Origin of the sequence: Sphingobium sp. 3R8, assembly GCF_020166615.1 — a bacterium.
Lineage (GTDB): Bacteria > Pseudomonadota > Alphaproteobacteria > Sphingomonadales > Sphingomonadaceae > Sphingobium > Sphingobium bisphenolicum.
Genome location: NZ_JAIQXR010000001.1, coordinates 392,799 through 405,306 on the forward strand (window position 1 = coordinate 392,799; position 12,508 = coordinate 405,306).

Genomic DNA, 12,508 nt, shown 5'->3' on the forward strand with positions numbered 1-12,508 from the left:
TCCCTTCAGGCGTCGAGCGATCGGTCCTTCGTCTCCGGCAGCGCGACCAGACAAGTGACCAGCGCCAGCGCCACGATCGCCAGCGTATACCATAGCCCGGCATAGGGATTGCCCGTCCGCGCGACGATATATTGGCTGACCAGCGGCAGGAACCCGCCGAAATAGCCGGTCCCGATATGATAGGGGATCGACAGCGAGCTATAGCGGATGCGCGCCGGGAAATATTCCGACAGAAGGGCCGCCACCGGCCCATATGTCGCGCCCGACAGCGTCCACAGCAACAGAAGCGCTGCGAACACCATCATCGCGCGCGGCCAGTCCGGCGTCACCGCGCCGAAATCATAACCCCGCCGTTCCAATGCCGCATCAAGCCCCTCCGCGCTCAGGTCGCCGACCGCCACCCCGCCGATCGCCACCGCCGGCGTCGCGCCATCGCGCTTGTCATAGGGAATGCCACGCTTGGAAAAATGGTCGAGCAGCTTGCCGCATGCCGTCGGCTGCACCTTGGCGAAGGGATCGAACCGGCAATCGGGACCGCTCACCACCACCGGCGCGCGCTGCGCCGCCTGCGTCAGCGCGGGGTTCGCGGTCGCGCCCATGAACTGATAGAGCGGCAGCGCCAGCAGCAGCACCAGCGCATAGCCGATCACGATCGGCTTCTTCCGCCCGATCCGGTCGGACAGCCAGCCGAAGAAGATGAACGCGCCCATGCCGATGAAAGCGCTGCCACCGACCAGCAATTGCGCTACCCCCGCCGCGACATGCAGGCCGTTCTGCAAAAAATAGAGCGCCTGGAACATCACCGTATAGGCGATGACGGTAAAGCCCGCCGCGATGCCGATCATCGCGACGAACATCCGCTTCCTGTTGCCCGGCGCGGTAAAGGCTTCCCGGATCGGGTTCTTCGCCTGTGTCCCCGCCTTCTTCATCGCCAGGAACACCGGACTCTCGCGCAGCATCAACCGCATCCACAGTGAGATCGCCAGCAGCACCAGCGACAGGACGAAGGGGATGCGCCATCCCCACGCGTCCCACGCCGCCTGGCCGACGATCGCCTGCGTGCCGACCACGACGAGCAACGACAGGATGAAACCGCCGATCACGCCGGCCTGGATGAAGCTGGTATAAAATCCCCGCTTCCCCGCCGGCGCATGTTCCGCGACATAGATGGCCGCCCCGCCATATTCGCCGCCCAGCGCCAGCCCCTGCGCGATCCGCAAGCCGATCAGGATGATCGGCGCCGCTATCCCGATGCTCGCGGCGGACGGCGTCAAACCGACCCCCGCGGTCGCGAGGCCCATCAGCACGATGGTCGCCAGAAACGTATATTTCCGCCCCAGTCGGTCGCCCAGATAGCCGAACAGCACCGCCCCGATCGGCCGGAACGCGAACCCGATGGCGAACCCCGCCAGCGTATAGAGCAGTTCGACGGTGGGATTGTCGGTGGGAAAGAATGTCCGCCCGATGATCGGCGCCAGCACGCCATAGATGTAGAAATCATACCATTCGAACACGGTGCCGAGCGCCGACGCGGTAATGACCAGCCGGTCCCGCTTGGCATCCATCACATAATCGCTGCCGACCATGTCGGTCATCCCGCCCTCTCCCACCGTTCGCTTTCCTCTATGCGGAAGGGAGTGGCCGTCCGACAAGCGCGGGATGACGGGACGCGGAAATTAAAATAGTCGCGATCCGTTGGGAACCGGCCTGTCCGGCGCGAACAGCATCACCGCCCCTGTCTCATCGGCAAAGCCCAGAGTCAGCACCTCCGACATGAACTTGCCGATCTGGCGCGGCGGGAAGTTCACCACGGCGGCGACCTGTCGCCCCGGCAAGTCCGCCAGCGCATGGTTTTCGGTGATCTGCGCGCTGGACCGCTTCTGTCCAATTGCCGGACCGAAATCGATCAGCAGCTTGTAGGCGGGCTTGCGCGCCTGCGGGTAAGGCTCCGCCGACAGGATCGTCCCGATCCGGATGTCGACCTTCAGGAAATCGTCGAAGCCGATCATGGTGCCGGCGGGCGCGGCCGGGTCGTGGGTCAGGTGCATGGATCGCCCCTCACAGCGGGTTGGTGGCCGACCATATCCAGGCAGCGGCCGGAAAGTCCACCGCATCGTCCTGCAATCGCGCCCGGCAGACCGCCTCTACCTGCGCGATCAGCCCCGCCCGATCCTGCGGCACGGCGGCCTTGAGCGCGCGTGCTGCCGGGCCGATCCGGCTAAAGAAATCGACTGCATCCGCCACAGGATCTGGGCCAGCCCCGGCGCGATAGGCGAAGTTCACCGCCCGCGCCCTGACGTCGGCCCATCCCGCTTCGTTCAGCAAAGCCTGGACGAACGCCTCGTCGGCAAAGGCGAAGGGACCGGGTTCATAGCCGGCCGGAGGCGGCGCGCTGCCCGACAGCGCCGTCATCAACTCGCGCGCCCAGCCATTGAGCGCCGCACCGCGGAAACAGGAAAAAACGAGCCGTGCACCCGGTCGCGCCGCCGCGCGCATGCCGGCGAAGGCCGCCACCGGATCGTCGAAGAACATCACGCCATGGCGCGACAACAGCAGGTCGAACGGACCGGCCTGCCCGATCGCCGCTTCCACAGGCGCGGCGAGAAACCGGCAGTTGGGCAGGCCCGCCGCCCGCTCCTGCGCCACAGCGACGAGGGCCGCGGAAATGTCGAAGCCGGTGACATCCGCCCGATCATTGGCCCTGGCCGCCGCGATCGCGGTGCCGCCTGCGCCGCAGCCGATATCGGCGACCGCGACCGGCGCACTGTCCATGGCCTCCCGGATCGTCCGATCCAGTTCCATCGACAGTGCGGCAAAGCTGCGGTCCGTGCGCCGCCACTCCCGCGCCCAGATGTCGCCATTGGCGCCGGCCCATGCGGCCCCATCGGTGCGGACCGTAGCGGACCGATCACCATGGTCGGATGGTGGCCTGTTCGATGTCTCGTTCGTCGTCATCATTCCCACAAAGCGGAAATGATAACGACAATCAAGATCATAGTGCTAACAGGTCATTCCATTTCCAGAATGATCGCGTCGACCGGCAGGCTTTCGCCCTGCGCCGCCGACACGCTCTTGACCGTGCCCGCCTTCTGCGCGCGCAGGATATTTTCCATCTTCATCGCTTCGATCACCGCCAGCGGCTGGCCGGCCTCGACCTTGTCGCCCGCCGCCACATGCAGCGCGACCAGCAGGCCTGGCATCGGGCAGATCAGGAAACGGGACAGGTCTGGCGGGATTTTTTCGATCATATGCTGCGCGTGCGGCGCGGCATGGGCGGGCAGGATGCGCAGGCGGTGGCTGGCCCCATGCGCCGTCAGCAGGAAGCCCGACCGCACCGGCGCGATCCGCACCGCCAGGTCGTCTTCGCCGAACTCCGCCTCGATCAGCCGATCGCCCGGCGTATATTCCAACGCCATGTCGATCGCTTCGCCGTCCACGCTGACCTCATCGCCGTCGATCACCACATCATGGATCGCGTCCCCGATCTTGACCTGCCAGCCGGTCGGCGGGCTGAGCCGCTTGCCCAACTGCCCATCGATCCGCCGCGCCCGGTCCGCCTGCGCCATGGCCGCGAACGCGCCGATCGCCGACAGCCGGACCAACAGTTCGGGCGACGCAGGCGCCCCCTGGAACCCGTCGGGATATTCCTCTGCGATGAAGCCGGTTGTGATGTTGCCCGACCGGAACCGCTCATGCTGCATCAGCGCGGACACGAAATCGATATTATGCCCCGGCCCCTCGATCTCGAACTTGTCGAGCGCTTCGATCTGCTTGTCGATCGCCTCCAGCCGCGTCGGCGCCCAGGTGATCAGCTTGGCGATCATCGGGTCGTAGAACATCGACACCTCGCCGCCTTCCTCCACGCCGTCATCGACGCGGATCAGCGCGCCGCTTTCATCCGTGCCGGTTTCGGGCGGATTGTAGCGGATCAGGCGACCGGTGGACGGTAGAAAGCCGCGATAGGGATCTTCGGCATAGACGCGATTCTCGATCGACCAGCCGTTGATCTTCACGTCCGCCTGCCCGAAGGACAGCGCCTCGCCATTGGCCACGCGGATCATCTGCTCGACCAGATCGACTCCGGTGATTTCCTCGGTGACGGGATGCTCGACCTGCAAGCGGGTATTCATTTCCAGGAAGTAGAAGCCGTCGCCGGTCTTGTCCTCACCGCTGACGATCAGTTCCACCGTCCCCGCGCTGAAATAGCCGACCGCGCGGGCCAGCGCGACGCACTGTTCGCCCATCTTCTTACGCATTTCGGGGCTGACGAAGGGCGACGGCGCTTCCTCGACCACCTTCTGGTGGCGGCGCTGGATCGAACATTCGCGCTCGTTGAGGTAGACGATATTGCCATGCTGGTCGCCCAGCACCTGAATTTCGATATGGCGCGGGCTTTCGATGAACTTCTCGATGAACACGCGGTCATCGCCAAAGCTGTTCAGCCCCTCACGCTTGGTCGCCTCGAACCCTTCGCGCACATCCTGTTCGGAGTAGGCAAGCCGCATCCCCTTGCCGCCGCCGCCGGCCGACGCCTTCATCATCACCGGATAGCCGATCTCGTTGGAGATGCGAACCGCATGTTCGGTATCGTCGATCACGCCGACGAAACCCGGCACGACATTGACGCCCGCTTCCAGCGCCAGCTTCTTGGACTCGATCTTGTCGCCCATCGCCGCGATCGCATTGGCGGGCGGCCCCACGAAGATGATGCCCTCCGCGTCCAGCGCCTTGCGGAAACTCTCGCGCTCCGACAGGAAGCCATAACCCGGATGCACCGCATCGGCGCCGGTCTGCTTGCACGCCGCGATGATCTTCTCGGCGATCAGATAGGACTGCGCGGCAGGCGACGGCCCGATATGCACGGCTTCATCGGCCATCAACACATGCGGCGCGCGCGCATCGGCATCGGAATAGACCGCGACGGTCTTAATGCCCATCTTCTTGGCCGTGCGCATGACACGGCACGCAATTTCGCCACGGTTCGCGATCAGGATCTTGGTGATTGCCATTCTACTTCCTGTCCCAGTCCTTATTCAGTTCCTCTCACCCCGTTCGGGCTGAGCCTGTCGAAGCCCCGTTCTTCACTTCGAAGAGAAGTGCAGCCCTTCGACATTTCAACGAGACAAGCGGCTCGTTGAAACAGGGCGAACGGGTGTTGATCTATTGCTTATCCACTCCCGAGAGCCGGGCCTTGAAATAGGCAAATGTAAGTCCAGTAAAAATGAGGAGCGACAGCACTCCGGTAATAGCTGGCGATACGCCATCGCAGTCCGCCGGAGCGTCCAGTCCCATCCCGCAATTACCGATGGCCGCCAATAGAATGACAATCATCGCGATCAGCCAGTAGGCTATGCCGAGCACCACAAAGAGTCCGATCTTCATGGCGCTCGGCTTGTTCACTCAGCCGCCTCCATCGCAACCTTCACCTCAGCCTGCATCGGCACCACGCCCAGCTTCGCGAACAGCGCCGCATCCGCATTGTCCCCCGCGTTCGCCGTGGTCAGCAGCTTGTCGCCGGTGAAGATGCTGTTCGCGCCGGCCATGAAGCAGAGCGCCTGGCAGCTATCCGACATGCTTTCGCGGCCCGCGCTCAGGCGCACCATGCTCTCCGGCATCACGATCCGCGCCACAGCAACCGTCCGCACGAACTCGATCTCGTCGATCTTGGCGAGCGGGGTGTCGGCCAGCATATCGCCCAGCACCGTGCCCTTGACCGGCACCAGCGCGTTGATCGGCACGCTTTGCGGATGGGCGGGCAGCACGGCCAGCGCATGCAAAAAGCCGACGCGATCCTCGCGCGTCTCGCCCATGCCGACGATGCCGCCCGAACAGACGTTGATCCCCGAATTGCGCACATTCTCCAGCGTTTCCAGCCGGTCATCGAACGTCCGCGTCGTAATCACCTTCTCATAATGTTCGGGCGAGGTGTCGATATTATGGTTGTAATAGTCGAGGCCCGCATCGGCCAAAGTCTTGGCCTGCCCCTCGCTCAGCATGCCCAAAGTCATGCAGGTTTCCATGCCCATCTGTCGCACGCCCTGCACCATCTGGACGATGGCGGGCATGTCCCGCTCCTTGGGGTTGCGCCACGCCGCACCCATGCAGAAACGCGAGCTGCCCGCGTCCTTCGCCTGCGCCGCCGCCTGCATCACCGCCTGCACGCTCATCAGCTTTTCGGCCTTCAGGCCGCTTTCCGCCGAGGCCGACTGGTTGCAATAGCCGCAATCCTCCGGGCAGCCGCCCGTCTTGATCGACAACAGCGTGGACAGTTGCACTTCGTTGCGCGGGAAATTCGCGCGATGGATCGTCTGCGCCTCGAACATCAGGTCGTTGAAGGGCAGGTCGAACAGCGCGGCGATTTCCTCGCGGGTCCAGTCGGTGCGGGCAGTGGTATCGGTCATGCGGCTTCCTCGATCCCCGCAGGGGGCATGTTGTGGCCGAGCAGGCGCAGCACATCGGCGGCGCACTCCACGACATTGGAACCCGGCCCATAAATCCCCTGGACCCCCGCGTCACGAAGATAGTCATAGTCCTGCGGCGGGATGACGCCGCCCGCAATCACCTTGATGTCGGTCCGGCCCGCCTCGCGCAGCTTCGCGATCAGTTCGGGGATCAGCGTCTTGTGCCCCGCCGCCAGGCTGGACGCGCCGACCACATCGACCCCGCTGTCCAGCGCCAGCACCACCGTTTCATCGGGCGTCTGGAACAGCGGTCCGGACACCACGTCGAACCCCAGGTCGCCAAAGGCGGACGCGATCACATTGGCGCCCCGGTCATGCCCGTCCTGCCCCATCTTTGCGACGAGGAGTTTGGGCTTGCGACCGAGGCGCCGCTCGACGGCCTGCACGCCGTCAAGTACCTGTTGCCAGCGGCTGTCGCCGGCATAGGGCGCGGCATAGACGCCCTTCACCGGCGTCGGCTGCGTACCATAGCGGGCGAAACTGTCTTCCATGGCGGCGGATATTTCGCCCAGAGTCGCACGCGCGCGGGCGCATTCGACGGCCAGGGCGAGGAGGTTGTTCTCCAGGCTCGCGGGCGCGGCAGCGCCGTCGCGCAGCGCCTGCAACGCCGCTTCGCATCGGGCGCTGTCGCGCTCCGCCTTCACCTTGTTGATGCGGGCGATCTGGCCTTCGCGCACGGCGGCATTGTCGATGTCGAGCGTTTCGAGCAGATCCTCGTTCGCCAGCCGATATTTATTGACGCCCACGATCACGTCGTCACCGCGATCGACCCGCGCTTGGCGCGCGGCCGCCGCCGTTTCGATCATTGCCTTGGGCCAGCCGGCCGCGACCGCCTTGGCCATGCCGCCATCGGCCTGCACCTTGTCGATGATCTCCTGCGCCGCATCGACCAGTTGCTGGGTCAGCGCCTCGACATAATAGGAGCCGCCCAGCGGATCGACGACATTGCACATGCCGGTTTCTTCCTGGATCACGATCTGCGTATTGCGCGCGATCCGGGCGGAAAAGTCGGTCGGCAGCGCGATCGCTTCGTCCAGCGCATTGGTGTGCAGCGACTGCGTCCCACCCAGCATCGCGGCCATCGCCTCGATCGTGGTGCGCATGACATTGTTATACGGGTCCTGCTCGGTCAGCGACACCCCCGACGTCTGGCAATGGGTCCGCAGCATCTTGGACCGCTCGTCCTTGGCTCCCAACGTCGTCATCGCCCGGTGCCACAGCACCCGCGCGGCGCGCAGCTTGGCGATCTCCATGAAGAAGTTCATGCCGATCGCGAAGAAGAAGCTCAGCCGCCCTGCGAACTTGTCGATGTCCAGGCCCGACGCCACGCCATATTTCACATATTCCATGCCGTCCGCGATGGTGAAGGCCAGTTCCTGCACCTGCGTCGCGCCCGCTTCCTGCATATGATAGCCGGAAATGGAGATGCTGTTGAACTTGGGCATCTCGCGCGAGGTATAGCCGAAAATGTCGCTGATGATCCGCATCGAGGGTTCGGGCGGATAGATGTACGTGTTGCGGACCATGAACTCCTTGAGGATGTCGTTCTGAATGGTCCCGTCGAGCAATTTGCGGTCGACGCCCTGCTCCTCGCCCGCGACGATGAAGAAGGCGAGGATCGGGATCACCGCGCCGTTCATCGTCATGGACACCGACATCTTGTCGAGCGGGATGCCGTCGAACAATATCTTCATATCGTCCAGCGTATCGATCGCCACGCCGGCCTTGCCGACGTCGCCGGTGACGCGCGGATGGTCGCTGTCATAACCGCGATGGGTGGCCAGATCGAACGCGACCGACAGCCCCTTCTGCCCCGCCTTCAGGTTGCGATGGTAAAAGGCGTTGGAGGCCTCGGCGGTCGAAAAGCCCGCATATTGCCGGATGGTCCAGGGACGGCCGGCATACATGCTGGCCTTCACCCCGCGCGTGAAGGGCGCAAAGCCAGGCAGACCGGGATCGACGGCGACATCCTCGGCCGTGTAGAGCGGCTTGACGGCGATCCCTTCCGGGGTCTGCCACGTCAGATCCTTGCCCTTCACCTCCTTGGTGGCGGCGGCGGTCCAGTCATCCAGCGTCGGCTTTTCGGTCATTGCAATCTTAGTCCCTGTCACCAACATCCGTTCGATTCGAGCTTGTCGAGAACGGACCTGGCATGTTGTTCTCGACAAGCTCGAACCGAACGGGGTTGCTTATCAATGCGCCTCTTTCGGCGTCTCCATGATCTCGGTCAGCACCCCGTTCATATCCTTGGGATGCACGAAGAAGATCGGCGTGCCATGCGCCCCGATCCGCGGTTCGCCCAGGACGCGGGCGCCCCTGCCCTCGAACCACGCCTTGGCCTCATGGATATCGGCCACTTCATAGCACATATGATGCTGCCCCCCTGCCGGGTTCTTGGCGATAAAGGCGGTGATCGGCGAGCTGGCGTCGAACGGCTCGATCAGTTCGATCTGCGTCCCTGCCGTGCCATTCTCGCCCGGCGTATCGATGAAACACACCTTCACCCCCTGCGCGGGCAGGTCGAACGGTTCATGCGCGATCGTCGCACCCATCACGTCGCGATAATAAGCGATGCTCGCTTCGAGCGACGGCGTGGCGACGCCGATATGATTGAGACGGCCGAGTTTCATGATTTCATCCTATCCTCGTCATTCCCGCGCAGGCGGGAATCCATCTCCCAACCCATCCCCAAATGCGTCGTTCCAAGATGGAACCCCGCCTTCGCGAGGATGACGTCAATGTTTAAAGCGGAATATTGTCATGCTTCTTCCACGGATTCTCCAGCGCCTTGTTCTTGAGCTTGCGCAGCCCCAGCGCGATGCGCTTGCGGGTCGAATGCGGCTGGATCACCTCGTCGATGAAGCCCTTGCTCGCCGCCACGAACGGGTTGGCGAAGCGCCCTTCATATTCCGCAGTCCGTTCGGCGATCTCGTCCGCGGTCTTGCCGCGGAAGATGATCTCGACCGCGCCCTTCGCCCCCATCACCGCAATCTCGGCGGTCGGCCAGGCATAGTTCAGGTCGCCGCGCAGATGCTTGGAACTCATCACGTCATACGCCCCGCCATAGGCTTTGCGCGTGATGACGGTGATCTTGGGCACGGTCGCCTCGGCATAGGCGAACAGCAGTTTCGCGCCATGCTTGATGATGCCGCTATGCTCCTGCGCGGTGCCCGGCAGGAAGCCCGGCACATCCACGAAAGTCACGATCGGGATTTCGAACGCATCGCAGAAGCGCACGAAGCGGGCCGCCTTCTTCGATGAATTGATATCCAGCACGCCCGCCAGCACCATCGGCTGGTTGGCGATGATGCCCACCGTCTTGCCTTCGACCCGGCCGAACCCGCACAGGATGTTCCCGGCATGGGCGGGCTGCACTTCGAAAAAGTCGCCTTCGTCCACCACCTTGCGGATCAGCTCGTGCATGTCATAGGGCTGGTTCGCGTTCGCCGGGATCAGCGTGTCCAGGCTCGGTTCGATCCGGTCCCACGCATCCGCGCTCGGCCGCTCCGGCACCGGCTCCTTGTTGGACGCGGGAAGGAAGTCCACGAAATCGCGCACCGCCAGCAGCGCCTCGATATCATTTTCGAACGCCACGTCCGCGACGCCCGACTTGGTCGTATGCGTCACCGCGCCGCCCAGTTCCTCCTGCGTCACCACCTCGTTCGTCACCGTCTTGACCACGTCGGGGCCGGTCACGAACATGAAGCTGCTGTCCTTCACCATGAAGATGAAGTCGGTCATGGCGGGCGAATAGACCGCGCCGCCCGCGCACGGCCCCATGATGACGCTGATCTGCGGCACCACGCCGCTGGCCAGCACATTGCGCTGGAAAATTTCCGCATAGCCCGCCAGCGAAGCGACACCCTCCTGGATGCGCGCGCCGCCGCTGTCATTCAGGCCGATCACAGGCGCGCCGACCTTCAGCGCCATGTCCATGATCTTGCAGATTTTCATTGCATGCCGTTCCGACACCGCGCCGCCATAGACGGTAAAGTCCTGGCTGAACACGAACACCAGCCGGCCGTTGACCGTACCCGACCCGGTAACCACGCCGTCGCCCGGAATATGCTGCTCGTCCATGCCGAAATCGACGCAATTATGCTCGACATACATGTCCAGCTCTTCGAAACTATCCTCGTCCAGCAACACGTCCAGCCGCTCGCGCGCGGTCAGCTTGCCCTTGGCGTGCTGGGCGTCGATGCGGCGCTGACCGCCGCCCATGCGCGCGCCCTCGCGCTTGGCTTCGAGCTGTTCGATGATGGCGAGCTTCGACATGCGGGCATCTCTCCGATTTGCGGCGCCAGATGGAGGATGGTGCCGCCTTGAACTTTCCCTACGCGGGCTTTCCCTTTTTTCGCAAATGCAAATTTGCTAATTTGCAAATCACGACTTCGCAAATTAAGATCGGTTTATGGCACGTGGCAACCGTATTTTCGCAGGCCCGCGACTGCGCCAACTGCGTCTGGACCACCGGATGGACCAGGCGACGATGGCGCAGGCGCTGGGCATATCCGTATCCTATCTGTCGCAGATGGAAAATGACGATCGTCCCCTGACCGCGAAGGTCAAGGCCGCGCTCGCCAGCGCCTTTCCCACCGACTGGGCCAGTTTCGACAGCCGCGAGGATGAGCAACTGCTCGGCGCCTTCACCTATGCGCTCGGCCATCCCGAACTGCCCGGCAACCAGATGGAGCCGGAACGGATCGAGAAGCTGCACCTGCAATTCCCCGAATTCGCCGCCCGCTATGTCGATCTCTACAATGCCCATATGCGGGCCAACGAACGCATCAACATGATCGAGGAGGCGATCGCCAACGATCATGAGGTGCAGGCCCGTCTCCCCTGGGAAGCCGCGCGTGACTGGTTTCACGAAGCGGGCAACTATGTCCACAGCATCGACTGCCTGGCCGAGGACATGGCGGAAAGCTTCACCGCCGGGCACATCCTGGACAAGGGCGCGCTGGACGAAGGGATGCTGGTGGAGGCGCTGGCCCGCCGCCACGGCATCGAAACCCTGATCGCCGATACCCCCGGCTCCTCGCTGCGCAGCTATACCCGCGCCGACAAGCGCCTCTTCGTCAACGCCGCGCTGCCGACCGAAAGCCGCAAATTCATGCTCGCCCACCAGCTCATGATGCTGGAGGGGCAGGCGGTGATCGCCGATGTCGTGAACAGGGCCGCGCTGCCCGTCCCCGGCGCCGACCGACTGCTGGCGATCGGCCTGGGCAATTACGCCGCCGGCGCGCTGCTCATGCCCTACGCCCCGTTCCGGGAAGCGGCGCGGGCGATGCGCCACGATATCGACCGGCTCGCCCGCACCTTCGGCGTCAGCTTCGAACAGGCCTGCCATCGCCTCTCGACCCTGCAACGGCCGGGGCTGCGCGGCATCCCCTTCTTCTTCTGCCGCGTCGACATGGCCGGCAACATTACCAAGCGCCACAGCGCGACACGCCTGCAATTCGCCCGCTTCGGCGGCGCCTGCCCGCTATGGAACGTCCACGAAGCCGTCGCCGTCCCCGACCGCATCAACGTGCAACTGGGCGAAACCCCTGACGGCGTGCGCTATGTGTCGATGGCCAAGGGGCTGGTGAAACCATCGGGCAGCTACAAGCGCACCCCGCGCCGCTATGCCGTGGTGCTGGGCTGCGAAGTCGCCCATGCCGCCAACTTCGTCTATGCCGACGGCCTGCATTTGCAGGAGGAAGGGGCCGCCACCCCGATCGGCATCACCTGCCGCCTATGCCCCCGCCAAAGCTGCGACCAGCGCGCCTTTCCTCCGGCGGATCGGCCGATCCATGTCGATCCTGATAATCGCCAGATCGTGCCGTATTGGATCGGGTAGCTCAATCCCTCGGCATAAACGCTTCCGCGGGGTATATACTCATCAAAGTTTGGCGCGTTCCGCTTTCTGGATAATATTTTAGCAAGCGAAAATGACATACATGTTCAAACATGTCTTTAGACACATTAGGCCGTAGACTCATAAGCCCTGAGCCACAGCCGCATTGAGGCAAGCTGGACCATTGCAAGGAAGTTGGCCGCGAGCT

General features: G+C 63.7%; 10 protein-coding genes. 1 reads left to right on the plus strand and 9 read right to left on the minus strand.

The window, feature by feature from the left end:
- Nucleotides 1-5: 5 nt before the first annotated feature.
- The 9 genes from K9B33_RS01870 to K9B33_RS01910 all read right to left on the minus strand — a co-directional run bounded on the left by K9B33_RS01870 (nucleotide 6) and on the right by K9B33_RS01910 (nucleotide 10,736).
- Complete coding sequence (locus tag K9B33_RS01870; protein WP_224546245.1) at nucleotides 6-1,595, minus strand: MFS transporter; 1,590 nt, start codon at nucleotides 1,593-1,595, stop codon at nucleotides 6-8.
- A gap of 81 nt (nucleotides 1,596-1,676) precedes the next feature.
- Nucleotides 1,677-2,048 (minus strand): tRNA-binding protein, encoded by a 372-nt coding sequence (locus tag K9B33_RS01875; protein WP_224546247.1) that lies wholly within the window; start codon nucleotides 2,046-2,048, stop codon nucleotides 1,677-1,679.
- Nucleotides 2,049-2,058: 10 nt separating this feature from the next.
- Nucleotides 2,059-2,958, minus strand: coding sequence for a class I SAM-dependent methyltransferase (locus K9B33_RS01880; protein ID WP_224546249.1), 900 nt, complete (start codon nucleotides 2,956-2,958; stop codon nucleotides 2,059-2,061).
- 50 nt (nucleotides 2,959-3,008) lie between these two features.
- The gene (locus tag K9B33_RS01885) at nucleotides 3,009-5,009 is read right to left on the minus strand and encodes an acetyl/propionyl/methylcrotonyl-CoA carboxylase subunit alpha (RefSeq protein ID WP_224546251.1); all 2,001 of its coding nucleotides are present in this window, start codon (nucleotides 5,007-5,009) and stop codon (nucleotides 3,009-3,011) included.
- A 151-nt stretch (nucleotides 5,010-5,160) separates the two neighbouring features.
- Complete coding sequence (locus tag K9B33_RS01890) at nucleotides 5,161-5,400, minus strand: hypothetical protein (RefSeq protein ID WP_224546253.1); 240 nt, start codon at nucleotides 5,398-5,400, stop codon at nucleotides 5,161-5,163.
- Nucleotides 5,397-6,401 carry a biotin synthase BioB gene (gene bioB / locus K9B33_RS01895; RefSeq protein WP_224546255.1) on the minus strand — a complete coding sequence of 335 codons (1,005 nt, stop codon included), beginning with the start codon at nucleotides 6,399-6,401 and terminating at the stop codon, nucleotides 5,397-5,399. Before bioB ends, K9B33_RS01890 begins: the two co-directional genes overlap by 4 nt.
- Nucleotides 6,398-8,551, minus strand: a complete 2,154-nt coding sequence (scpA, locus tag K9B33_RS01900; protein WP_224546256.1) for a methylmalonyl-CoA mutase — start codon at nucleotides 8,549-8,551, stop codon at nucleotides 6,398-6,400. The genes bioB and scpA overlap by 4 nt, the downstream gene beginning before the upstream one ends.
- A gap of 102 nt (nucleotides 8,552-8,653) precedes the next feature.
- Nucleotides 8,654-9,091, minus strand: a complete 438-nt coding sequence (gene mce, locus K9B33_RS01905; protein ID WP_224546257.1) for a methylmalonyl-CoA epimerase — start codon at nucleotides 9,089-9,091, stop codon at nucleotides 8,654-8,656.
- Between the two features lie 112 nt (nucleotides 9,092-9,203).
- Nucleotides 9,204-10,736 (minus strand): acyl-CoA carboxylase subunit beta, encoded by a 1,533-nt coding sequence (locus tag K9B33_RS01910; RefSeq protein ID WP_224546258.1) that lies wholly within the window; start codon nucleotides 10,734-10,736, stop codon nucleotides 9,204-9,206.
- A gap of 136 nt (nucleotides 10,737-10,872) precedes the next feature.
- On the opposite strand from K9B33_RS01910, the gene K9B33_RS01915 reads away from it, so the two are divergent.
- Nucleotides 10,873-12,303: a short-chain fatty acyl-CoA regulator family protein gene (locus tag K9B33_RS01915; RefSeq protein ID WP_224546260.1), complete on the plus strand. Its 1,431-nt coding sequence runs from the start codon at nucleotides 10,873-10,875 to the stop codon at nucleotides 12,301-12,303.
- Nucleotides 12,304-12,508 lie beyond the last annotated feature (205 nt).